We start from the raw sequence: 23751 nt of genomic DNA, 5'->3' as shown, positions 1-23751 counted from the left end.
GAGTTCCGAGAAATCGCCCTGATGTGTGTCGTCTACAACATCAAGCGAGCCGTGAAACAGTGAATTCCACCGCCTTATGGCGATTCAACACAGCCACTCCATGCGACTTATCGCCTACTAGTGGTTGTGGTTAGTTAAGAGTATTGAGTAGAATTGGTTGTGAATCGTGCGGGCACTGTATCCCCGCCCTACTCGCTCGGCTTCCCCTCGCTCCTTGAGGACGGGGGCTTAGCGCCCTCTCTTTCAGCTAAACGCCGTGGGACGACACCGCACTCCCGGACCGAAACGGAATGCTTAAACATCGACCTGCACTACCATCGAATGCGCTCCGATGGTGTAGTCCGGCCAATCATATTGCCCTCTCACGGCAATGACCAGGGTTCGAATCCCTGTCGGAGCACTACAGCGAACGAAGTGAGCGAAGCGCGCACGTCGGGGATTCGAATCACGGAAATCCGAGCGTAGGAGGATTTGCATCGGGTTCGAATCCCTGTCGGAGCATCCTACCTCGCTTCTTTCCGACGATTTAGTCGACGGCCGGCAGTGCAACCGAAAACGTCGATCCCACGCCTGGTTCGGTGTCGACCCAGATCTCGCCGCCGTGGCGGTCGACGATGCGCCGACAGAGTGCGAGACCGATGCCGGTGCCGGGGTGTTCCGCGTAGGTGTGGAGTCGCTGAAAGATCTCGAAGATGCGATCGGTCTGGTCCGGATCGATCCCGATTCCGTCGTCGCGAACCGAGACGATCCACTGATCGCCGTCGTGCTCCGTCGCGTCAGTACGTGGTTCCGAGGCGTCGCGCCGCTCGGCGTCGATTTCGACGGTCGGCGGATCGTCCCCGCTGTAGGCGATCGCGTTACTCAGTAGGTTTTGAAAGAGTTGGCGCAACTGGGCGCTGTCGCCGGCAACGGTCGGCAGATCGTTGACCGTCACGTTGGTGTCGGTATCGTCGATCTGGAGCTGTAGATCCGTCCGGACGTCCTCGAGCACGGTCTCGAGGTCGGTCGGCTCGAGTGGGTTGCCCCGCGTTTCGATCCGGGAGTACTCGAGGAGGCCGTCGATCATCGCCTGCATTCGCTCGGCGCCGTCAACGGTGAACTCGAGGAATTCGTCGGCATCGTCGTCGAGTTCGTCGCCGTACCGTTGCTCGAGCAAGCTGAGATAGCTCGAGATCATGCGCAACGGCTCCTGGAGGTCGTGAGAGACGACGTAGGCGAACTGCTCGAGGCGTTCGTTCGAGGCCTCCAGATCCTCGAGTGCGGTCTCGAGTTGTCGTTGACGGTGCTGGCGCTCGAGTTCGAACCCGAGCCACTGCATGGCCAGCCGGACGAACTGACGTTCCGCCGGGGAAAACGACTCGGCGCGTGCCGTTTCGTCGGCAAAACACAGTGTTCCGTAGAGGTTGTCGTCGATCTGTACCTTGCCACCGACGTAGGCGTCGAAATCCCAGCGCTCGTAGACGGGATCGTCCGCCCAGCTGTCCGCGGGGATGTTGGTACGCACGAGCAGGTCGTCGGCGTCGATCGTTCGCCGACAGTACGTTTCCGAGAGCGATGTCACCGATCCCGGTTGCAGTCGATCGTCGTCGCCGGTCGCGTGGACGACTTCGAACCGATCTGCATCTTCGTCGACGTTCGCGACGAATCCGACCTCGAGGCCGAGTCGATCCCTGCCGAGTTCGAGGAGCTGATGGACTTTTTCGTCGAACGACAGCTCTTGGGCTGCGGTGATCTCGTAGAGTCGCCGGAGTGTTCGATTGGTCGCTCGAAGCTCCTGTTCGATCGTCTTTCGTTCCGAGATGTCCCGAAAGTAAACCGAGAGGCCGGTTTCGGAGGGATAGACGTTGATCTCGTACCATCGCTCGAGTGGTTCGGGGGCGTAGAATTCGAACGAGGTTGGTTCCTGTGTCTGCATCGCGCGTTCGTACTCGGTCTCGAGTTTCGAATCCGCGGCCCACTCGAAGGTTTCCCAGATGTGAGTGCCGACGAGCCCGTCGTGGGTGAAATCGATCAACTCCTCGGCGTGATTGTTGAGGTAGGTAAATCGCCACTGTTCGTCGAGCGAGTAGAAGCCGTCCGAGACGCGGTCGTGCATCTCCGCAAACTCGTGTTCGATATCCGCGTTCTCGACCACCGAGCCGAGCGTCGTCGCCACACTCTGGACGAACGGACCGTCCCGTCCCGCGACTGCCTGTCGGTCCGTGGCATACGCTGCCAGGACACCCCACGGGTTCGAGACCGGGCCGATGACAGCCGTGACGCTGCTGGTGAGCTCGTTACCATCGAGCAGACCGTCGTCGGAATCTCCCGCTGGTGACCATCCGTTCTCGACGACGACGGGTTCGTCCGATCGCAGTGTCGTGGCTATCTGCTCGGTCGAATCTATCGCCAGCGTCGCGGTGCCAATTCGGTCGGCCTGCCAGCCGACACCGGCCCGGAGACAGACGGTGTCGTCGGCCACTTCGAAAATGCCGACGTATTCGACCTCGAGCGTCTCGGCGACGACGGCGACGGCATCGGATAACAATTGATCGATATCGTCGGTCTCGAGGGCCTGTTGCCCGAGTTTCGCGACGATTTCCTGCCGTCGGCAGGACGGATTGCCCGCTACATTCACACCGCGGGTAGGGCGCGGGAGTACTTAAGATTCAAATATATCAACAAACGCCGCTATCCGGCCGGTACCGACGAGTCGCACTCATCGATCGACCACCGTCGGCATCCGTCCGAACCGCTGGACGGCTGCGAGCACGAGCAGCGTACTCCCAAGCAACGCAAGCGCCAGTGGGACGATCGCGTTGATACCGCCGGCGATGAAGTCGACCCAGATACGCGTCGGCATCGTCCGCGGGTTGTACGCGACCATCATCGTCGCGCCGAACTCGCCGATGGCACGGGCAAACGTCAGCACGATCCCGGCCGCGATCGCCCCGCGAGCCAGCGGCAGCGACACCCGCCAGAACGTCTCCAGCGGACCGTAGCCGAGCGATCGAGCCGCCTCTTCGAGTCGTTCGTCGACCGCGCCAAAGCCCGCTCGAGCAGTGATGACGACGAACGGCGCAGCGACGAACGTCTGTGCGAGAATGATGCCGAGGAGACTATCGGTGAGGGGTATCCCGAGGTTCGCGGCGAGCGATCCAAGCGGCGTAAACCGACCGATAGCGGTCAACAACATCGCTCCGCCGACGACCGGCGGGACGATCAGCGGGAGGACGACCAGCGCCTCGAGGAGGCGTTTGCCTGGAAAGCTGCCTCGAGCGAGGACGTACGCCAGCGGAACGCCGAACACGGTCGCGATCGTCGTCGAGATCGGGGCAGTGAGCAACGAGTTGCGAATCGCCTCGCGTGCTGTGGGAGTCGCCAACTCCGCGACCACGTTCGTCGTCCCGGTTCGCGAGAGAAAGGCGACGAACGGGAGGAGAAAGTACGCGAGGAGAAAGATGCCGAGTATCGCCGGAACGAGTAACGCCGGGGTCCGAGGCGTTCGGGCCCGAAGCTGCTCGAGTGCGCTCATGCGCGGACCTCTGCCGGAACCTCGCCGGACAGGCGGGGTAGTTCCTCGCCGACGGTCAGACCAGCGGTCTCGAGCACGTCGGGGTTGTCGGCGAGAAACTCGACGAGTCGCCGACCGCCGTCGGGATCGTCGGCGTCCTCGAGCACCGTCGCGTTGTAGACGATGGGGCGTCCCTCGGCCGTATATCCCTCTTCGTCGGTGGTAAACGAGACGGTCGCGTAGTGGTCGGACAGGGAGGGGTCGGCGAAATTGTAAGCGGCTGGAAACTCGAGGAAGGGGAGTCCGTGATCGACGGCCATGTTCCGGTAGACGATCGCGCCCGCGCGTGCGCCGCTTTCGATGCCGGCGACAAGCTGTGGTTCGTCGGGTTCCTCGTAGACGGTTTCGCGTAGCTGGTCGCGAAACCCCGCGAGGCCGTATTCGGCTTCGGCGAGTTCGAACGCCTGAACGGCGCGGTAACCGAGCGGATCGAGATCCGGATCACCGATCGCGATCTCACCCGTCTCCGCCGCTCGGAACACCTCGTACCAGGGGTCGCCGTTCGCAAGACGGCCGCCGAGCGTGGTCCCCTCGTCGTAACCGATACCCAGGCTGTTGGTCGCGAACTCGAGGTCCCAGTCGGTGAACTCGCCGTAGAGTCGATCCCGGAGTAACGTGGCGTCGGCGCTGACGACGATGTCGGGGCGTTTCGTTCGATCCTCGACCATCCGCATCATCGCGTTCGCGCCGTAATACTCGCTGCGTAGCTCGATATCGGTTTCCTCTCTGAACGCCGGGCCGACGTGATCCTCGAACGTGGATGCGAGACTACCGGCCGAGAGCACGCCGACGGAACTGGTGTCGCTACCGAGACAGCCCGTGATACCGAGACCGGCGATAGTTCCGACCGTTCCAAGCAGCGTGCGGCGACGTACACTCATCTCATCGGCGTCACCCACACTGTGCATAGTACGACGTCACGCTCGCCGCCGTATATAACTACCTTTGGTTTCTACTTTGTTGAAAGATAACCGGATCTGGTTCTTTACCGGTGTGGATATCACACCGACTACCGGTCGTGCGTCGGATATACCGGCGAACAGAACTGTAGTAGCCACTGCAGGTCACTGCACACCTGATCGCACGACGGACGCAGGTCGAGCGAACGGTGTGAGTGATACGGATTCCTGTAACGATTTACCGGCGCACCCGCCGCCCGGGTCGCGGGTGCGCCGGAACTGACTGACAGCAAACCGTATGAAACGGGCTGTCGTACTGGTTTGTCGGCGAAACTGCGATCCGTCTTTGGTGTCGCCGAAAATGACCGACAGCAGTCCGTTTGGCGCGCAGTCAGCGGAACCACGGTATTTATCTAGGCCCTATGCCGTTCTATTTCACATGCGACTGCTGTTCATTCATTCGGATCATCTAACGTTTGAGACGACCGATAAAGCCGGTCCGGACGACCTCGCGGAGACCGAGGGCGTCCCGATGGACGGATCGATGGAAGACTGCGTCACCGCGTTCATTACCGTCGAATCCGACGACGAAAACGACCTCGAGGGTGTCGTCGACAATGCACTCGAGGAACTCGAGGACGTCTCAGGCCAACTCAACACGCGCAGTATCGTTCTCTATCCGTACGCTCACCTGAGCGAAGATCTGGCGAGTCCCGACGCCGCCAAGACGGTCCTGCAGTCGCTCGAGTCCGAACTCGAGGCCGAGAACTTCGATATCCTCCGAGCGCCGTTCGGCTGGTACAAATCGTTCGAAATCTCCTGTAAGGGCCACCCGCTGTCGGAGCTCTCACGACACGTTACGAGCCACCACGGCGACGAGGTTGACGACGATGCCGACGACGACGCCGAAGACGAACAAGCGGAGGAACGGGAGCCAAGCGACTGGTATCTCATGGGTCCCGACGGCGATCTCACGGACCCCGTAGAGCGCAAGGCGGACCTGAGCGAGGATATGCAGGCGTTCGTCGAGGACGAAGTCGAAGACGTCACGGCGAACAAGGGCGAAGAGCCGGCCCACCTCGAGTTGATGCAGGAGAAGGAACTGGTCGACTACGATCCGCTCTCGGACGTTGGCAATCTGCGGTACTATCCTCGCGGGAAATTTATCCGTGATTCGCTGATGGAGTACGTCAACGATCTCGTCGTCGATTACGGTGGAATGCCCGTCGAGACGCCGATCATGTACGACCTCGGCGTTCGGGCGATCGACGAACACGCCGGCAAGTTCGGCGAGCGACAGTATCGCTTCGAGAGCGGCAACCGGAAGATGATGCTGCGATTCGCCGCCTGTTTCGGCCAGTTCTCGATCATGCGGGACATGTTCATCTCGGAAAACGATCTGCCGCTGCGAGTCTACGAGATGAGCACCTACTCGTTCCGCCGCGAGCAGAAAGGCGAGGTCATGGGGCTGAAACGCCAGCGCGCGTTCACGATGCCGGACATGCACACGGCAGCGGCTGACATCGAGCAGGCCAAAGCCGAGTTCCAGGCCCAGACGAACCTCTCGCTGGAGTCCAGTTCCGACCTCGGACTCAACTACGTCGCCGTCTTCCGGGCGACTCAGGAGTTCTTCGACGACCACCGCGAGTGGGTCGAAGACGTCGTCGACGACATCGACGAACCGGTCCTGCTCGAGATCCTGCCCGACCGTCACCACTACTGGTCGGCCAAGATCGACCTCGCGGCGATCGACGCCCTCGGTCGGCCGATCGAGAACCCGACCGTCCAGATCGACGTCGAGAGCGCCGAGCGATTCGACATCACCTACAACACGGGCGAGTCCTCCCACAACCCGATCATCCTCCACTACTCACCCAGTGGCGGCATCGAGCGCGTCATGGCCGCACTCTTAGAACAGGCGGCCCGCCAGGAGACCGCCAGCCTGCCGACGTGGCTCTCGCCGACCCAAGTCCGCTTCATTCCCGTCGGCGACGAACACGTCGAGTTCTGTGACGAAATCGTCGACGACCTCGCCGACGCCGGCATCCGCGCCGATATCGACGAGCGCAACGAGTCGGTCGGCAAGCGCATCGCGAAAGCCGAGACCGACTGGGTCCCCTACTACGCCGTCGTCGGCGACGACGAGGTCGAGAACCCGGTTTTCGGTATCAACCTCCGGCAGGAAGACGACGAAGTCGAGATGGCCCTCGAGGAACTCGTCGACGCGGTCCACGAGGATGTCGGCGATAAACCGACCAAGAATCGATACCTGCCCCGGTACGTCAGCGACCACCCCAACTTCACCTAACGCTATCGTTGCAGGTGGGACGATACCGCTTCGCGGGGTCGATCATCGATCGGCTCCGTCGCTCGGCTGGCCGATCGAAAACGAGAGACGAGAACCGCTGTCCAGAACCGAACTACCGGTTTGGAACGTCGTAATCGACGTGGACAGTCGGCGTGATCGAGGAATCCGGCGCCGGGACGCCGTTCCAATCGACGAGAGAGACGTTGGCCATTTGGCCGGAGAACCGAAACCGCGTGACACCGACATCGATCGACCCTTCCGCTGCCCGCTTCGAGACGATTGTCGCTGTTGTCTCTGGATCTTCGTCGATCATCTCGAGTTCACCGTCGACGGTTACCTCGAAATTCGCGGGGACCCCACGACCGACGATCGTCACGAGATGTGGTAATTCACTATCAGTCTCCGATGCTGCCTGGCTGCGTTCCGGAACGGTGCGTGCCATGGTTCGATGAGTTGAATCGGGCGATATAAGCTTTCTTGCTCACAAAACGGTAGAAATCGACGAATGAAATCAACGAATGGATATTTCGTTGACTCGATCAACCCGAGATGGGCGTATGGAGTGGACTTATTTGAACGCGACGTAACCTCAAACCGTGAGCAGGGACCGGCCACTCGCTGGACTCGTCGTCGCCGGCGGCTATTCGAGTCGCTTCGGCGAGGGGGACAAAGCGCTCGCCGAGCTTGCGGGAAGGCCGCTGATTCGCCGCGTCGTCGACCGACTGGGAGCGACCGCGCAGCCGCTGGTCGTCAATTGTCGAGACGAACAGGTCGAGCCGATCCGAGACGCCCTCCAAGGCTGTCACGGACGGGTTCGATTCGCGATCGATCCCGTTCCCGATCGCGGACCAGTCGCCGGCGTTCGGACTGGTCTCGCCGACCTCGAGCGTGAGTATACGGCGGTCGTCGCCTGCGATCTGCCGTTCGTCGATCCGGAGCTCCTGGTGCAGTTGGCCGATCACGCCGACGGTCACGATGGGGCCGTCGTTCGACTCGAGAGTGGCTGGCCCCAGCCGTTGCAAGCGGTCTACCGATCGGACGCGATGGCGACCGCCTGCGACGCGACACTCGAGTCCGGTTCGAAGCGCCTGCTGGACGTCCTCGAGCGATTGGATGTCGTGACCGTTCCGGCGACCGATCTCGAGAGTATCGATCCGTCGGCGTTCGAAAGCATCGACACACGGGACGACCTGCGAACGGTCGAAAATCGGCTCGAAACCTCGTAATCGTGATTCGTCGTCGTTAGTCCTGTTTTGCGCCGGGGTTGCTCACGGCGCCGTTGGCCGCCGAGCCGAAGTCTCGACCGTACTTCGCCAGTACGCCGGTCGTGTACTCGGGGGCAGGTTTGTCGCGTTCCTCGAGGCGCTGTTCGATCTCGTCGTCGGTCAGATCGACGGAGAGTTCGCGCTCGTCGATGTCGACCGTGACCGTATCGCCATCTCTGAGGGCACCGATTGGCCCGTCGACGGCGGCTTCAGGAGCGACGTGGCCGATCGAGAGTCCCCGCGTCGCGCCGGAGAACCGACCGTCGGTGATGAGTGCGACGTCCTCGGAGTGGCCCTGGCCGGCGACTGCGGAGGTGACACCCAGCATCTCGCGCATGCCCGGGCCCCCCTGTGGGCCCTCGTTGCGGATGACGAGCACGTCGCCGGTGTCGACGTGGCCTTCCTGGACGTAGGCCATGGCGTTTTCCTCGGTTTCGAAGACGCGGACGGGCCCCTCGTGGTGGAGGTCGTCGTCCGCGGTGATCTTGAGCACCGCACCGCCGGGTGCGAGGTTGCCCGTCAGAATGCGGATCGCACCCTGTTCGTTTTTCGGCTCGTCGACGGGGTAGAGGTAATCCACGTCCAACTCGTCGATCGCCGGTGGGTCGATACGCTCGAGTTCCTCGCCGAGCGTGTTGCCCGTGACGGTGAGCGCATCGCCGTGAAGGAGGTCGGCCTCGTAGAGCGCGTCGAGGACGACCGGCACGCCCCCGACCTGGTGGAGGTCGTTCATCATCCGCTCGCCGCCGGGCTGGAGGTCGGCGATCTTCGGCGTCCGCTGGCTGATCTCGTCGAACTCCTCGATCGAGAGGTCGATATCGGCTTCCGCGGCCAGCGCGAGCAGGTGGAGCACGGCGTTGGTCGAGCCGCCGATCGCGACCTGCAGGGCGATAGCGTTCTCGAAGGATTCCTTCGAGAGGAAATCGGATGGCTTGCGCCGGGCCTCGACGGCCTCGACCGCTCGCTCGCCGGCCTCTCGAGCGACCTCGTAGCGCTCTTGGTCCTCGGCAGGCGGCGACGCGGCGCCAAGCGGCGAGAAGCCGAGTGCCTCGGCGACGGAGGCCATCGTGTTCGCGGTGAACATGCCACCGCAGGAGCCGGCGCCGGGACAGGCGTTGTGTTCGAGTTCGTCGAACTCTTCTTCGGACATCTCGCCCTCGGCGACGGCGCCGACGCCCTCGAAGACGTTCTGGATGGTGACCTCGCGGCCGTCGTGTTCGCCGGGCATGATCGAACCGCCGTAGAGGAAGACGCTCGGTAGGTCGGTCCGAATCGAGGCCATCATCATCCCAGGCATGTTCTTGTCACAGCCGCCGACGGTGACGAGGCCGTCGAGTCGTTCCCCGAAGGCGACGAGTTCGACGGAGTCGGCGATGACCTCTCGAGAGACGAGCGAGGCCTTCATTCCCTCGGTACCCATCGAGATGGCGTCGGAGATGGTGATCGTTCCGAACTCGATGGGCATCCCGCCGGCCTCGTCGATGCCCTCGTAGGCCGATTCGGTCACGTCGTCTAAGTGGACGTTACAGGGAGTCACGTCCGCGGCCGGATTTGCGACGCCGACCATCGGCGAGGAGAGGTCGTCCTCGTCGTATCCCATCGCGTAGAACATCGCCCGACTCGGGGCCTGTTCCGTTCCCTCCGTAACTTCGCTGCTTGGCAAGTCGTCGGGCTTGCCATCCGATTGCGATCGCTTCTCGGGCTGTTGGCTCATGGCACAAAGGTGGCTGGGGCTGCGCTTAAAGTCCCCGATACCGACGTTCCCATCGATCACGGACACGGCGTACGGGTTACTGTGCGTCAGTTCCGGCGCGACCGCGACCCGGCTGGCTGTCAGGCCGGTACATCGGTACGGCAATCCGTACGCACGGTCACGACTCGCCGGCCCCTTCGATTTCCTGCATCGGTCTTTCGATCCCTTATGACGCACTCTCGATAGGGACACAAATGTACAAGTACTGCCTTCACTGCGAGTGGCAGATTTCGACTGCCGATGGCTATACCGACGAGGAAATCTCTAAACGAGCGATCGATCACTTCGTCGAGACGGGCCACACCGTCGACTCAGTGCGACTTCCGCCACCCGTAGTGCTCGAAAACTAACGTCAGATCCGCCTCGAGATGGCCGGTCTCCGTTAGAACGGCGGCGAGGTCGGAATGTCGGTCTCGAAGTCGTCGATCGGCCGGACACCGATGCCGTGGAAGTCCGGCACTTCCTCGGCGTCGATGTCGTCCTGGTCGTAGTTTTCGATCGGATCGGGTTCGACGACCGTCTCGATCTCCCGGCTGTCGGTATCGAGGACCGAGAAGCCGGGCGTCACGCCGGTCGCGGCGTGTGGGTCGCCGGACTGTGGTGCTGGACCGCGCAGCGTGACGAACATGTACTCACCGTCGGGCGAAGACCACATGATGTCGGGGGCGTCACGCTCGTCGGAATCGTCGGACTGGTCGGGGCCGTAGGTGTCGATTTCCTCGATAACGGTATCGTCGTCGGGATCGAGGACGACGCCGTCGTTGGTTTCGCGGTTCAGTACCCACAGCTCCTCGCCGTCGGGGGTGAACCAAAATCCGTGTGCGTCGATGCCTTCGGTGCTCTCGCCGTCGACGAGGATTTCGTCTTCGGCGGTGTCGTAGACGTAGTAGTCGCCGACACCCTCGATGTCCTCGTCGGGATCGGACGGCAGCCCGGCCGTCAGGTAGAACTTCTCCTCGTCGGGGTGGGGCATCGTCCCACAGTTGGTCGGCAGCTCCTCGCCGGAGTAGGCCTGATCGACCGAGAAGTCGTCGTGGTCGACGATGACGAGTGCCCCGTCATAGTAGCTCGGGCCAATCGTATGCAGCGAGCGGCCGTCTTCGGCGTACTGGTGACAGATCGGCGAGCCAGTGTCGATACCTGCGTCGACGATAGCGTCGTTCTCGCGCATGTCGATGTCGTCGACGATGTCGAAGGTTTCGTCGTCGAAATCGGCATCGACGCGAACGATCTTTGCCTCGCCGATGACGTCGACGTGGATGTACTCCTCGTCGGGGGAGATACCGGCGAAGTGAGAGCCCGCACCGGTACCGATGTCGGCGACGAGTTCGTGGTCTTCGGTCCGGAAGACGAGCGTCCGTGCGCCCGCCGTACAGGCAACCACAGCGTACTCGTAATCCGACGTGTAGTCGATCATGTGTGGCACGAGGTCGTCGTCCTCTCCGGTGACCTCGTTCACGTCGATCGTCCCGGTATGGTCGAACTCGCCGTCTCCATCGCCGGGTTCGTAGAGGTGAATGTTATCGAGGCCTTGATCGAGCGCCCAGATCTCGTACTGGGTTGGCTCTGTTTCCGCCGGTTCGTCGTCGTCGGGCTCGTCGTCGGTTTCAGTATCGTCGGTTCCGGTGTCGTCGGCCGGGTCGGCATCGTCGTCCCCCGGCTCGTCGTCGCCACCTGCACAGCCAGCGACCGCAATAACGCCAGCTGTGGCACTTCCCGCCAGAAACGTTCGCCGTGTTGCATCCGACTGCATAGTCACTCTGTCTGGGCTACGCACTCAAAAGTTTGCGGGTTTCAGGCCGTCTCCGTCGCAAATTTCGTACTTCAGGGTAGACGCCGGCAAGTGTTGTGAACACTCTCATTACCCCGCTCCCAGGACGGGCGAATTCGACCAGTACCCGACGAACTGTGGGTGTATACGTCCCACGATGAGGAAATAATTGCCTCCATCTGTGTCTTCAGAGCTCGAGGCACACGGCGATCGGAACCCGGATTTCGAGCACCCACACCAGCCACTACCGACGGTATTTGATTGATTCGTGTGACACACGGCATGACGACGCGAACCAACTCAGCCGCGTTGCTCGAGAATCCGATCGATAATGAGCCGCGTCGAGAGCAGTTCCGCCTCGGCGGCGGGCTCGCGTGGACTCGCGCGCTCGACCGTACACTCGATCCCGCGTCGCTCGAGTTCGGCTTCGATGGCCGCGTCGTCGTGGTGCTGGTCGTGCCCGAGTGCGATGACATCGGGGTCGAGTTCCTCGATCGGTGCAAAGATATCCTCCTCGTGACCGAGTATCGCCTCGTCGACGGGCTCGAGGGCGTCGATGACGGTTCGACGTTGCGCGCTCGAACAGATCGGCGTTTCCTTGTGGTCGACGTTCGATTTCCGGGCGACGATGACGGTCAGGTGATCGCCCATCGCAGCGGCCTCCCGTAAGTAGTGGACGTGCCCGGGATGGACGATATCGAACGTCCCCTGAGCGACGACTGTTCGTGTCATCCGCGGAGTTCCTCGTCGATATCCTGTTGGGTGAAATCGAAGAAGTCCTCGGTGTCGGGGAGATCGACGTCGAGGACGTTCAGGTTCGTCGGCTGCCCCTGTGAATCGAATGCCTGCCAGTCGCCCCGGTCGTAGGGTGCGCCGATGATGATGTGGACGCTACCCCGACCGAACGTCTCTAAGTCTGCACTGCTCGGACTGATCACGCCATTTGGGTGCGAGTGGACGCTGCCGAGTGCCTTGACATCGTTTGGAATCTGGCTCGTCTTGACCGTCGCGCTCACGCTGTTTGCTTCCGTCCCAGGGACGACGAGTATATCGGTGATGATCAACCCATCGCGGTCTACGCCAAGCCGCTTTGCTTCGGTGCCACGGAGAAACCCCATGTATTCGTGCGGATGAGACGCCTCCGAAGACTCGAGAGCGAACTCGAGAGTCTCCTCGGCGATTCCGAGGATCTCGTTCGAGCGAAACAGCGCGTCGAGCAGCCCCATACTGTGGCATCCGGGCTTGCGGTTGCTAAACGTTCCGATGCGAGCCACGGCGGTGCCCTCCAGCGAATTGGTCGTGATGGGGGTCGAGCGCGGCTTGACAAGGGTTATACGCGGCCACCCCAAAAGGACACTACAAGATGACACGTGAGCCTGCCGGAGATACCGGCGCCGACGACGGGGATTCCGTCGTCTACGATCTCGATGCTGACTGTACTGCTGAGGATGTCTCGGAAAACCAACCGTACCTCGCCGAAATCAACGGTATCGTCGACTACGGCGTCTTCGTCGATCTCTCCGAGTCGGTCTCCGGACTCGTCCACGAATCGGTCCTCGAGGGAACGTTCGCCGTCGGCGACGAACTCATCGTCGAACTCGAGAGCGTGCGGGACAACGGCGACATGGCCTTCGAGCCCGCGGATGTCGGCGACTACACGCTCGAATCCGTCTCCCACGATTACTCGCTGACCGGGACGAATCGTCTCGACGCCAACGTCGGCGAACAGATCCACGTCGAGGGCGAGGTCGTCCAGGTCAAACAGACCGGCGGCCCGACGATCTTCCACGTCGCCGACGAGTACGGCGTCGTCCCCTGTGCCGCCTTCGAGGAAGCCGGCGTCCGTGCCTATCCCCAGGTCGCGGTCGGCGACGTCGTCCGCGTCACCGGGACGCCCGAACACCGCGAGGACTCGGTCCAGATCGAGGTCGACGGCCTCTCGACACTCGAGGCCGAGGACGCCGACGAGGCCCGCGAACGGATCGACGACGCCATCGACGAGCGCGCCAAGCCACACGATGTCGAACCCCTGATCGACTGGCCGGCATTCGAGAAGCTCCGACCCAACTTAGAGGAGGTCGCGACGCTGCTGCGCCGGACCGTCCTCGAGGGACGACCCATCCGCGTGCGCCATCACGCTGATGGCGACGGGATGTGCGCTGCGGTTCCCGTCCAAATCGCCCTCGAGCGATTCATCGCCGAGGTCCACGCGGACGAACAGGCGCCGCGACACCTCATCAAACGTCTTCCCGCGAAGGCGCCGTTCTACGAGATGGAAGACGCCACGCGCGATCTCAACTTCGCGCTCGAGGACCGGGAGAAACACGGCCAACAACTCCCGCTCTTGCTTATGCTCGACAACGGGTCGACCGCCGAGGACGTCCCCGCCTACGAGACCCTGACTCACTACGACATCCCGATCGTCGCGGTCGATCACCACCACCCAGACCCCGACGCAGTCGGCGACTTGCTCGACGCTCACGTCAACCCCTACCTCCACGACGAGGACTACCGGATCACGACGGGGATGTGCTGTGTCGAGCTCGCGCGGATGATCTACCCGGATATCACCGACGAACTTCGCCACGTGCCCGCCGTCGCCGGCCTCTCCGACCGCTCGAAAGCCGACGCGATGGAGGACTACCTCGAGCTCGCACGCGAGGAAGGCTACGACAAGCAGCGCCTTCAGGACGTAAGCGAGGCACTCGACTACGCCGCTTTCTGGCTGCGGTACAACTCCGGCGACCAGCTCATTCAGGACCTGCTCCAGATCGACAACGGCGACGAACAACGCCACCGCGAACTCGTCTCCTTTTTCGCCGACCGCGCCCGCGAGGAAGTCGACGACCAGTTAGATGCCGCGATGGCTCACTTAGAGCACGAAGATCTCGACAACGGCGCCCACCTTTACCGGATCGACGTCGAGAACTACGCCCACCGCTTTACCTACCCTGCGCCGGGCAAGACCACCGGCGAGATCCACGACCGCAAGATCGAGGAGACGGGCGACCCCGTCATCACCGTCGGCTACGGCCCCGACTTCGCGGTCCTCCGCAGCGATGGCGTGCGACTGGACATTCCGAACATGGTCTCGGAACTCGAGGCCGAGATCCCCGGCGGTGGCGTCTCCGGCGGCGGCCACCTCGTCGTCGGCTCGATCAAGTTCGTCAAGGGCAAACGCGAGGAGGTCATCGACGCCTTAGTCGAGAAGATGGAAGATGCCGAACTCGACGACGCGCTCTCGAGTGCGGCCCCGATCGACGACTGACGCGGCTAGTGTAGCAACCTCCCGGCGCCTGTCTTGTGGGGTGCGTTTTTGCCTCTCGGTGAACGAACCTGATCCGCATGTCGACCGTACTACAGTGAGATACAAGTTCCCAGTCGCACCTACGTTACCTAATGGGTACTGGGGCGCGTCTCATCGAGACGATCGGAGAGCGACGGCTTATCGTCGCCATCGGTGTCGTCTTTCTCGTCGCGGCCGCAATACGCGGCTACGTGCGAATCGCCAGCGGCACAGCCCCGACGAGTGCGCTGTTCGTCTCGGTGTTTATCAGCATTCCCGCGCTGATACTTCTCTACGGTGGGTATCGGCTCCGCGAGATGGACATCCATCCCGATTTCCACTCGACGGTCGCGACGTGGACGACCGGTGGGGTACTCGCGATGGTCGGCTTTCTCGCCGTCTACAACGTCGTCGTGGAAGGCGGGATCAGCAATCCGGATCGGGCGTTTACGATTCTGCCGGCCTTTAGCGCTCTCGCCGGCTTCGCACTCGGGTTGCGCGACGCACAGATCAAAACGAGCAAGCGAGAGATCGACACAACAGTCGAGCAACTGCGGATGTCCAACGAGCGACTCGAGCAGTTCGCCTACGCGGCGTCTCACGACTTACAAGAGCCCCTTCGAATGGTCTCGTCGTACCTGCAACTGCTCGAGCGCCGAGCAGACGACGAACTCACCGACGAGACGCGGGAGTTTCTGGCGTACGCGGTCGACGGTGCCGACCGAATGCGAGCGATGGTCGACGGATTGCTGGTCTATTCGCGGATCGATACCGAGGGCAAACCGTTCGAGACGGTGGCTCTGGAGGACGTGGTCGAACGTGCGGTCGACGATTTGGGCGTGCTCATCGAGGAGTGCGACGCGGAAATAACCGTCGGCGACTTGCCACAGGTCGAGGGCGACGAGATGCAGTTGCACCGACTCGTTCAAAACCTGCTCCAGAACGCACTCGAGTACACCGACGACGACCCACGGGTTCGGGTCACTGCGGAACGAAACGGGGACACCTGGATTCTTTCCGTCCAGGACAACGGTATCGGCATCGACCCGGCAAACCAAGACGACATCTTCGAAGTGTTCAAGCGCCTTCACACGCGCGAGGAGTATCCCGGAACGGGCATCGGTCTCGCGCTCTGTCAACGCATCGCCGAACGCCACGGCGGCGAGATCTGGGTCGACTCCGAACCCGGCAAGGGGTCGACCTTCTCGGTATCGCTACCGGTCGAACGTGCCAGCCAGCCGTCACCGAAGCGCCGTGGCGGACCGTCGGTGTCGTCCCGCCGGTAACTCGACTCGGTATCGATCGGCCCGGAACTGACCGAATCGCACACGGTTAGCCCCGGTACTGGTTGAGGCGGCGTTTGAGACGTTTCACAGCCTGTTTGCTTGCCGTCGCAAACTCCTCGCCCTGGTCTTCCCCAGCGAAGATGATCCCGCGAGACGAGTTTACCAGCCCGACGCCGTCGGCGATCCCGTATTCGACCGCCGCCTCGGCGTCGCCACCCTGGGCGCCGATGCCCGGGACGAGGAAGGGCAGATCCGGCACCTGCTCGCGTAGCGCCTCGAGTTCCTCGGATTTGGTCGCACCGACGACGAGCCCGACGTTGTCGTTTTCGTTCCACAGCTCCGCAAGCGCCGCGACGCGCTCGTAGAGGGGTTCGCCGGTCTCGAGTTCGAGGTCTTGGAGGTCGGCCCCGCCGGGATTCGAGGTCCGACAGAGGATGAAGACGCCGGATTCCTCGTCGGCCAGAAACGGCTGGAGCGAGTCTCGACCCATGTAGGGGTTGACCGTGATCGCGTCGACCGTCTCGAGCAGTTTGGCGTACTGGCGGGTCGTGTTCCCGATGTCGGCTCGTTTGGCGTCTAAAAGAACGGGTACGTCTTTGCCGTGGGCGTAGGCGACCGTCTCCGCCAAGGCTGCCCAGCCGTCGGGATCTTCGTAGAAGGCGGCGTTCGGTTTGTAAACCGCAGCGTGTTCGTGGGTCGCGTCGATGATCCGGCGGTTGAACGCCCACCGTGGCAGGTCGTACTCCTCGAGGTGGGCGGGGATGCGTTTGGGATCGGGGTCGAGCCCGACGCTGACGACGCTGTCGACCGTCCGAATGCGGTCGTGGAGCCGATCGAAGAAGTTCATATCGGCGAGTGGGACGCCGATGGTCGAAAAGATTGCTATACTGCCGGATGGCGCCGGTGAGAGATCGGTCGCGAATTCGCGGCCAGCTCGAGGCTACTCGACGTATCGATATTGGCGCTCGCCCATCCGTCCCCAGCCGTCGAAGACGAACTCGCTTTCGGGTGCCGTGAACTCCTCGACGTCGACGTCCATCTCGTGGTTGTGGACGTCGTGGACTTCTTCGTAGTCCTCCCAGCTCATGTCGTAGCGCGTCTCGAGCTGTTCGTCGACGTTTAGCGCTTCGATTTCCTCGCGCCAGCCGTCCTGGATCGTCTCGGCGTGGCCTTCCGCCTGGGCGCCGGAGCCGTAGGAACCAACGAGCAGTTTACTGCCGGCGAGATCGAGGTCGTTCTCGAGGCCGTGTTTCAGCGCGCTGACGCGGGCGACGTGGACGGAGCCGGTGTACCAGTTACCGACCTCTCGAGAGAGGGTGAGCGTGGGATCGATGGTCGCCTCGTACCACTCCTGGTACGTCTCGGTTTCTTTGAGATCGTCCATGTACGCCCGGAGCGCGTCGTGGAACGCCTCGTCGTCGTCGAAGGCCTCCGACCGGGGTTGGCGGCCGATTTCGTCGGCTAGGTCGTCTTCGATGCCGGTATCACGGATCATGTGCCGGTAGACGAGGAGACCGGCCTTGCGGACCATCCCCGGGAACGGGGTATGGAAGGGGATGTAGGCGTACTGGTCCGGGTGACTCTCCCCGTGAACGCTCTCGAAGTCCTGCAGCGCTTCACGCATTCGCGCGAGATAGACCTGTACCGATCGCTTCCCGTCGACGGAGGGGAACTGCTGGTTGGGTTTGAGAAAGTCGGTCTCGTCCGCCGAGCCGTACCCCTGTTCGGGCGAGAGTTTGACCAGATCGGGGTCCTCGGTGATGTACATCGCCACGGCGCCGGCACCTTGGGTGGCTTCGCCGGCGTCACCGCGGGCGTAGAGTGCAGTATCCGTCGCGATCACGATCGCACCGCGACCGCGATTGCGCCCCGCCCGAATCCAGTTGTAGGCGTCGTCGAGACTCTGGGTCCCCGCGATACAGGCGAACTTCCGCTCGCCTTTGTTCGCGTGATGGAAATCACCGTCGAACACTTGCTCGAGACAGCCGGCGACGTACGTCGAAACCGGTTTCGAGTTGTCGAAGGCGCTCTCGGTCGCGACGTCGATACGCCCGATATCGTCGGGCTCGAGGCCTTTGCGTTCCATCAATCGGTGCGAGGCGTTGGCCGCCATCGTGACGATGTCCTCGTAACTGTCGGGGAACGAACTGGCGTTGAGACCGAGCCCCTTCGTGTACTTTTCGGGCTCTTCACCCTTTTGCGGGGCGAACGTTCCCGGTAAGTCGAGTTTGAGGTTCCCGGTCCAGATTTCGATCGCGTCGATACCGACTGCAGTCATAGCCGGACAATATTGGAGGAGATATATGGTATTGTCGTTCGTATTTTCGACAGGTGTCGATGCATACCGATTGGTGTCGCGTGTTATCGGTAGTCGCTGACCCCGCTCGAGCGATCATCGGTACCGAACGACACCAGTTCGTCCGATGGTCTGTCAACAGCTTGGATCCATATCGAGATCGCCGCTTGCATCTATCTCCGCGTTCTCACAGATGATGTCGGAACCATCGATCTCGATGTCGTTATCGTTACCTTTTGTTGTAATTTGAGCGTTGCTAACGTCGATAACACCATCCGAAGTGATACTGATGTCGCCGTTCGACTCTATCGTCGCATCCATCGCATCGATGTTGCCCTCGGCCTCGATATCGATGTCGTTGTCGTTGCCTTGAGCCGAGATGTGACTCTCGCGAATATCAATTTCACTGCCTGAGTCCAGTGTAATGTCTCCGTTCGCTCCGACAGTCGTCTCTGGAGCGGTGAGCACTTGTTCAGTTTCGAGGTCGATATCGTTATCGCTCCCTTCGGCATCAACTGTCGTCCCAGGATCGATAGTGAGCGTCGTTGTCGAAGCATCAGTCCCGTGACTCGATACGTCATTGACGATCACGAGATCGATCTCCTCGTCAAACGAATGGAGATCGTCCTCAGTGTAGGTCTCTTCGCTCTCGTCGTATTGTCCATTTCCGTTCTCGTCGTCGAATGCAACCGCTCCATCGGGTAATTCCTCACCGTTTGTTGGCGGGTCCGACTCACCATTGTCGCCTCCGTTCTCACCATCGTCTCCATCGTTACCGTTTGCTTCTTCGCCTTCTATGACTGCGATAACGTGTACTCGAGTGTTTGCATCCGCAGACGACATCGTGAGATCTTCTCGCGGGATGATGAACCCACCTTCTTCGGACTCTAACTGCATCGATTGGATCGTAATCGTCTCGGCGTCGAGATCGATGTTCTCGAGCTGGGAGAACTTCGCTTGCTCGGGGGTATCCGAGACGGCGGTCGCACTGACTGTAATGTTGTCTTCCTCGAGATCGTCCGGCAGCTCTTCGATATCGATTTCCACGACGCCGTCGCTGTCGGTTTCTTCGATCCACGTGTAGGTGTTGCCGGATACCGGCGTCGAATGGTCCCCGTCGATTCGAACTCGACCGTCGTTCCCGGTCGTCTCCGGTAAGTCGCTGACGGCAACGATACCATCGGTTAGATCGTCGATATCGTCGATAGCGTCGATCTGTGCGTTTCGAACTGGATTGTTGAACCGATCGCGAAACTCGAGAATCGTCGTCGACTCGCCCTCGGGGATCGTTGCCAGATACTCGACGCGCTCTTCGGCTGGCGCTCGAGTGGCATCCCCGACGCCGACCTCGGTCATCCGAAGTGAATAGACGCCTTCGTCGAGCGAGATGGTGACGCTTTCGTCGTTCGAGTCGATCTGGTGGTCGGTCGTTTCGCTGAGGGTCTCGTCCCAGTGATCGGGGTTCGCCGTCGGGAGCGTGATCGTCAGCGGGTTCGGGTTTTCACTCGCAACGCTGACCGTATTACTCGACGTACTGAACGCCCGCGGGTCGATCGAAACCGTCCGATCGCCCGTTTCGGAGTAATTCCCCTGCAGCGTGACGATATTGATTTCGTCGTCGTCGACGACGAACTGGGTCTGGCCACCGACGACGAGGGTCTCGTCGTTGTAATGATGGTTGTACAAGGAGCCGTGCTCGTAGATCGTCCGCGGTGCGTTGTGGTACTCGTTATAGCCCGGGCTGTAGGTAAGTCCGTAGGTAGTGTATCCCGTCTCCCATTCGTCGCTGACTTGGCCGTGGTCGTCCACAACGTTCGCATTCTCGATAGAGAGTTTACCCAGCGGTTCCGTTTCTAGCGTTCCTGCCATCGGCCCTGGATTGATAGCAAACGCCCGCGTCGGGTAAGCCGTCCCGAGGGTGACAGATTGCGAGGTGCTACTCCCGCCACCGTGGGACGAACGAATCGTGTTTCGCGTCTCGAGTAGCTCCCCCTGTACCTCCTCGTTGTGGTTGATCTCGACCACTTCGTTCTCCGCGGGGACGGTGTTTACCTGATAGAGCGCAAGCGCCATAAAGAGAATCGCGAGCAACAGGACCGCACCGATCTGCACCGTCACAGCGCGCTCGTCCCCACGACCGATCATATCGACAGATAGTCCCACCGACGTATACGAGTATTGGCCCAGCTATAGTAACAACTGCAACGATTTACACACTGATCGCACAGCCGTCGCGCGATCAGGTGTGCATTGAATTGCAGTGGCTACTATAGTACCCTCCCAACCGCCGACTGCAGGGTCGAACCGACACCCACCGCTGGATTCGACCCTGCAGTGCAGGCTTGGGACTAGTCCCAACAGCGAGACGCGACGATCACGCCGAGAACGACAGTGACAACTCCGACAAGGATGCCAAACCCGGGGACACCATCGGCCTCCTCGTCGGCGGGGCTCGGCTCGTCGTCATCGCTGGTGTCAGAGTCGTTCGTCCCCGTGCTCCCGCCGATCTGTCGATCATCCTCCTCGGTCACTGGCTCGTCGACCGTCGGCGTGGGATCGGTCTCGTCGATGGCCACGGTCGACATCGCTGCCGTATCCTGCGTCGACGCTACGACGGCGAGTGTGTCGGTCTCGTTACCGATGTCGATGGTCGCCGTCGATTCGTTCGTCGCGTTTGCCTCGAGTTCGAGGGCCTCGTCAATCAGTACCTCCTCCCCGGCGGTCGTCCGAAGCGCTGCGGTTCCCGGTTCGTCCCCGGTGTTTTGGACTGTCGCGTTCACCTCGAAGGCATCACCGGGATCGACCGTCTCCGGTGCCTCGAGGTTCGTCTCGAAGTACGGCGGTCGATCGTCGTCGGTCATGGCGAAGATGACGTCTGTGGTTTCGATCGTCTCGCCGCGGTAGTCGAACTCGACGATACCTTGTTCGGCGACGGATCGATCCTCGAGCGCCAGTTGAGCGTCGAACGTCCCGTTTTCGGTAACGGTGGGTTCGTCTCGGACGAGAAACGGTGGCTCTTCGTCGGCCGACTCGTCGTCGGTGGACCGGTCACGAACGGTGACCGTAACGGTCGTTCCGGGGGCGACGTTCGTCTCGCCGGTTGCGGGTGCATTCGGTTCGGGCGGGATCGGGACGGTCCCGCCGTCTGCGTTGTCGAACGCCGCCGCCGGCGATTCGAACGTCGGCGTCGCCGTCGCGTTGTACGTCGTTCCCGTCGGTGTGTAGGGGTGGGACGGAACCGACGTATCGCCGTCTTCGCCGCCGAACACGCCGCTCTGGCGGTCGAACTCGTATCGCTCGGCGCCGCCCTCGTAGGCGAGCCTCGCGTCGAAGTCGTCGCCGTCCTCGAGTGACTCGGCGAACGGCTCGTCGTCGGTATCGACGACGATAGCGAGCGTCCCTGACTCGTCGGCACGCTCCTGGATCGATGCGAGGACGGCAATATCCTCCAGCTCGGCATCCTCGAGCGCGAGCGTGTTCGGCTCCTGATTCGGGATATTCGGTCCCTCGAACTCGAACGTGATGCCCTCACCGCTCCAGGTACTGTCCCCGTCGGTCAGTTCATAGAGGACGTTCGATCTGTAGCCCGCTGCCGGCCCATCGACGATATCGTTGCCGTTCTCGACGTAGTCGATCGTCGCCAACGCGCCGGTGAGACCCGTCGCCTCGAACTCGACGACGGCCCGATCGCCGATCGCAACGCCGTCACTTGCGGTCGTCTCGCTCTCGAGGGCGTCTACGGTCGTGGTGTCGTCTGCATCCGCTGCCGGCGCGACCGAGGTGTTCGCGTCGCCGACGCTCGGCTGGAACAGGTCGAGTTCGGCACTCCCGATCGCATCGTCGGCGGCTGCCTCGCCGTCGTCGACGACGAAGTTCTGGCCGCGCTCGACTGTCAGCCCGTAGACGGTCGGCTGGAGCGGCCGATCGAGTTGGTCGGTCCCACCGTCGCCAGCGTCGAGGATATCGAGTTCCGCGAGGTACTCCTCGAAGGGGATCGGATCGCCGTCTTCGACGTTTGCATCGGCGTAAAAGGTAGCCTCGCCGACGTCGGTATCGTCGGTTCCGACGATCTCGTCATGGATGTAGCTCTCGATCACGTCGTCCTCGGCGTCGTAGACGATGTCCGTGTCGTCCGGGCCGACGCCGTCGATGTGACTGTGGTCGGTCCCCATGAGTCGCGTATTCGCCGTGAACGTCACGTCGCCGCTGCCGTCGTCGTCTTCGACGTAGAGGACATCGACGAAACCGGCGTCTTCGCCGCCGAGCATGAGCCAGGCGTCGTCGGTCGCCTCGAGGTCGACGGTCAGTTCGACCAGGTCGCCGGCCGCGTGCGTGTAGTGATCTTCGTCGAAGGCGGCCCCGGTCTCGCCGATTTCGATCGACGAACTGTCCTCGGCCGTCGTGTCGGTCACGGTGAGATCGAAGTTGTAGTCGCCGTCGTCGGGCAGCCCTTCGGTCTCGTCAAGGGCCATGAAGTTCGCGTCGATCGCGCCGTCGGCACTGTAGTTGTCGGATTCCGCGAGGTTGAGCGTGAGATAACCATCGTCACGGAGGTCCTCAAGATCGTCCCCGTCGTCGGGGTCGTAATCGAGTCGATCGAACGGCAGCTGTGCGGGCTCGGTCACTTCCTCGACGTCGGTATCGTTGTGCAGGAAGGTGGCAGCGAGATCGTCGTAGTCGAGATCGTCCGCGCTGATGGTGACGTTGTACTCCGACGGGCGGTTGGTGTCGACCTCGAGTTCAGCTGCGGCGTCGCTGCTGGTTACCGTCTCGCGGTCCCACTCGACGTCGAACCGTTGCTCGTCGATCGTGTACTCACGGACGGTACCGTCGAGGCCCGACTCGGCAGTCAGTGCGAACTGCGGGCCGTCACTATCGTCGATGTCGTCGGAGTCGAACGTGATCGTCCCGTCCTCGACAGTCGGCCGATCGGCGACCGCCTCGATGGAGTCGTCCTCGAGTTCGTAGACGTACATCTCGTCGCCGTCTTCGACATCGAACTCGTCCGCGACATCGATCAGCACCGTTTGGCCATGATAGATGAAATCGTCGCCGTCCTCGAGTTCGATCGGTTCCGTCGCCCCGACTGGCGCGACACCGACCGTCATCAAACCGAGTACCGAGCAAACGACGAGTATCGCGAGACACGCCGAGCGACCGTCACGAGAGGGGAGACTGGCTCGCATAATCTATGTGGGAGGGATCTCTACTCACTCCTGACAGTGCGAGGCAGAAAACGTTCTGGTTCACCGTCGATTCGCCCGTGCAGTGGCACTCATAGGGATTCTCGTAGCCAACCGGCTGTTCCTGCCCGGTCGTGGCGTGTCCGTGACT

16 protein-coding genes and 1 tRNA gene are annotated in these 23751 nt (G+C 61.9%); 5 read left to right on the top strand and 12 right to left on the bottom strand.

The features are described 5' to 3' along the window. Positions 1-325 precede the first annotated feature (325 nt). Positions 326-400: transfer RNA gene (locus D8Y22_RS14245), tRNA-Glu, on the top strand. Positions 401-526: 126 nt separating this feature from the next. Here the strand turns inward: D8Y22_RS14245 and D8Y22_RS14240 are convergent. From D8Y22_RS14240 to D8Y22_RS14230, 3 genes are all read right to left on the bottom strand, one after another. Then, the gene (locus D8Y22_RS14240) at positions 527-2617 is read right to left on the bottom strand and encodes an ATP-binding protein (protein WP_141465367.1); all 2091 of its coding nucleotides are present in this window, start codon (positions 2615-2617) and stop codon (positions 527-529) included. An 81-nt stretch (positions 2618-2698) separates the two neighbouring features. Continuing rightward, positions 2699-3514: an ABC transporter permease gene (locus D8Y22_RS14235; protein WP_141465366.1), complete on the bottom strand. Its 816-nt coding sequence runs from the start codon at positions 3512-3514 to the stop codon at positions 2699-2701. Next, entirely contained in the window at positions 3511-4434 is a 924-nt protein-coding gene (locus D8Y22_RS14230) for an extracellular solute-binding protein (RefSeq protein ID WP_246084453.1), read from the bottom strand. The genes D8Y22_RS14235 and D8Y22_RS14230 overlap by 4 nt, the downstream gene beginning before the upstream one ends. 457 nt (positions 4435-4891) lie before the next feature. Here D8Y22_RS14230 and D8Y22_RS14225 point away from each other — a divergent pair, with 457 nt between their 5' ends. Beyond that, positions 4892-6760 (top strand): threonine--tRNA ligase, encoded by a 1869-nt coding sequence (locus D8Y22_RS14225; protein ID WP_141465364.1) that lies wholly within the window; start codon positions 4892-4894, stop codon positions 6758-6760. A 112-nt stretch (positions 6761-6872) separates the two neighbouring features. Here the strand turns inward: D8Y22_RS14225 and D8Y22_RS14220 are convergent, their stop codons facing one another. Further along, the gene (locus D8Y22_RS14220) at positions 6873-7202 is read right to left on the bottom strand and encodes a hypothetical protein (RefSeq protein WP_141465363.1); all 330 of its coding nucleotides are present in this window, start codon (positions 7200-7202) and stop codon (positions 6873-6875) included. Positions 7203-7356: 154 nt separating this feature from the next. Between D8Y22_RS14220 and mobA the strand changes: the two genes are divergently transcribed. Further along, positions 7357-7986, top strand: a complete 630-nt coding sequence (gene mobA, locus D8Y22_RS14215; protein ID WP_141465362.1) for a molybdenum cofactor guanylyltransferase — start codon at positions 7357-7359, stop codon at positions 7984-7986. Between the two features lie 16 nt (positions 7987-8002). Here the strand turns inward: mobA and ilvD are convergent, their stop codons facing one another. From ilvD to D8Y22_RS14195, 4 genes are all read right to left on the bottom strand, one after another. Then, entirely contained in the window at positions 8003-9739 is a 1737-nt protein-coding gene (gene ilvD / locus D8Y22_RS14210; protein WP_141465361.1) for a dihydroxy-acid dehydratase, read from the bottom strand. Positions 9740-10160: 421 nt separating this feature from the next. Beyond that, positions 10161-11531: a cell surface protein gene (locus D8Y22_RS14205; protein ID WP_141465360.1), complete on the bottom strand. Its 1371-nt coding sequence runs from the start codon at positions 11529-11531 to the stop codon at positions 10161-10163. Between the two features lie 318 nt (positions 11532-11849). Continuing rightward, a complete protein-coding gene (locus tag D8Y22_RS14200) occupies positions 11850-12281 on the bottom strand; it encodes an adenylyltransferase/cytidyltransferase family protein (protein ID WP_141465359.1) in 432 nt (143 codons plus the stop codon). Further along, the gene (locus tag D8Y22_RS14195) at positions 12278-12775 is read right to left on the bottom strand and encodes a Mov34/MPN/PAD-1 family protein (protein ID WP_141465358.1); all 498 of its coding nucleotides are present in this window, start codon (positions 12773-12775) and stop codon (positions 12278-12280) included. Before D8Y22_RS14195 ends, D8Y22_RS14200 begins: the two co-directional genes overlap by 4 nt. Before the next feature lie 137 nt (positions 12776-12912). On the opposite strand from D8Y22_RS14195, the gene D8Y22_RS14190 reads away from it, so the two are divergent. Both D8Y22_RS14190 and D8Y22_RS14185 read left to right on the top strand, forming a co-directional pair. Beyond that, a complete protein-coding gene (locus D8Y22_RS14190; RefSeq protein WP_141465357.1) occupies positions 12913-14817 on the top strand; it encodes a DHH family phosphoesterase in 1905 nt (634 codons plus the stop codon). A gap of 131 nt (positions 14818-14948) precedes the next feature. Then, on the top strand, positions 14949-16121 hold the full coding sequence (locus D8Y22_RS14185) for a sensor histidine kinase (protein WP_141465356.1): 1173 nt from the start codon (positions 14949-14951) through the stop codon (positions 16119-16121). A 46-nt stretch (positions 16122-16167) separates the two neighbouring features. Here the strand turns inward: D8Y22_RS14185 and pyrF are convergent, their stop codons facing one another. From pyrF to D8Y22_RS14165, 4 genes are all read right to left on the bottom strand, one after another. Beyond that, positions 16168-16968 (bottom strand): orotidine-5'-phosphate decarboxylase, encoded by an 801-nt coding sequence (gene pyrF / locus D8Y22_RS14180; protein ID WP_141465355.1) that lies wholly within the window; start codon positions 16966-16968, stop codon positions 16168-16170. A 93-nt stretch (positions 16969-17061) separates the two neighbouring features. Further along, a complete protein-coding gene (hmgB, locus tag D8Y22_RS14175; RefSeq protein ID WP_141465354.1) occupies positions 17062-18399 on the bottom strand; it encodes a hydroxymethylglutaryl-CoA synthase in 1338 nt (445 codons plus the stop codon). A gap of 153 nt (positions 18400-18552) precedes the next feature. Then, the gene (locus D8Y22_RS14170) at positions 18553-20562 is read right to left on the bottom strand and encodes a hypothetical protein (protein ID WP_141465353.1); all 2010 of its coding nucleotides are present in this window, start codon (positions 20560-20562) and stop codon (positions 18553-18555) included. 203 nt (positions 20563-20765) lie between these two features. Beyond that, the gene (locus D8Y22_RS14165) at positions 20766-23525 is read right to left on the bottom strand and encodes a BGTF surface domain-containing protein (RefSeq protein WP_141465352.1); all 2760 of its coding nucleotides are present in this window, start codon (positions 23523-23525) and stop codon (positions 20766-20768) included. Positions 23526-23751: the final 226 nt, after the last annotated feature.

The sequence above is a fragment of the Salinadaptatus halalkaliphilus genome (assembly GCF_006543045.1).
Taxonomy (GTDB): domain Archaea; phylum Halobacteriota; class Halobacteria; order Halobacteriales; family Natrialbaceae; genus Salinadaptatus; species Salinadaptatus halalkaliphilus.
This window is presented reverse-complemented; position numbering and strand designations above follow the sequence as displayed.

Excerpts from the sequence above, each read along its gene's own strand:
- D8Y22_RS14235 (WP_141465366.1), bottom strand. The coding sequence starts at position 3,514 with ATGAGCGCACTCGAGCAGCTTCGGGCCCGAACGCCTCGGACCCCGGCG.
- D8Y22_RS14230 (WP_246084453.1), bottom strand. The coding sequence starts at position 4,434 with ATGAGTGTACGTCGCCGCACGCTGCTTGGAACGGTCGGAACTATCGCC.
- D8Y22_RS14225 (WP_141465364.1), top strand. The coding sequence starts at position 4,892 with ATGCGACTGCTGTTCATTCATTCGGATCATCTAACGTTTGAGACGACC.
- D8Y22_RS14220 (WP_141465363.1), bottom strand. The coding sequence starts at position 7,202 with ATGGCACGCACCGTTCCGGAACGCAGCCAGGCAGCATCGGAGACTGAT.
- ilvD (WP_141465361.1), bottom strand. The coding sequence starts at position 9,739 with ATGAGCCAACAGCCCGAGAAGCGATCGCAATCGGATGGCAAGCCCGAC.
- D8Y22_RS14205 (WP_141465360.1), bottom strand. The coding sequence starts at position 11,531 with ATGCAGTCGGATGCAACACGGCGAACGTTTCTGGCGGGAAGTGCCACA.
- D8Y22_RS14200 (WP_141465359.1), bottom strand. The coding sequence starts at position 12,281 with ATGACACGAACAGTCGTCGCTCAGGGGACGTTCGATATCGTCCATCCC.
- D8Y22_RS14195 (WP_141465358.1), bottom strand. The coding sequence starts at position 12,775 with ATGGGGCTGCTCGACGCGCTGTTTCGCTCGAACGAGATCCTCGGAATC.
- D8Y22_RS14190 (WP_141465357.1), top strand. The coding sequence starts at position 12,913 with ATGACACGTGAGCCTGCCGGAGATACCGGCGCCGACGACGGGGATTCC.
- D8Y22_RS14185 (WP_141465356.1), top strand. The coding sequence starts at position 14,949 with ATGGGTACTGGGGCGCGTCTCATCGAGACGATCGGAGAGCGACGGCTT.
- pyrF (WP_141465355.1), bottom strand. The coding sequence starts at position 16,968 with ATGAACTTCTTCGATCGGCTCCACGACCGCATTCGGACGGTCGACAGC.
- hmgB (WP_141465354.1), bottom strand. The coding sequence starts at position 18,399 with ATGACTGCAGTCGGTATCGACGCGATCGAAATCTGGACCGGGAACCTC.
- D8Y22_RS14170 (WP_141465353.1), bottom strand. The coding sequence starts at position 20,562 with ATGATCGGTCGTGGGGACGAGCGCGCTGTGACGGTGCAGATCGGTGCG.
- D8Y22_RS14165 (WP_141465352.1), bottom strand. The coding sequence starts at position 23,525 with ATGACGGTCGGTGTCGCGCCAGTCGGGGCGACGGAACCGATCGAACTC.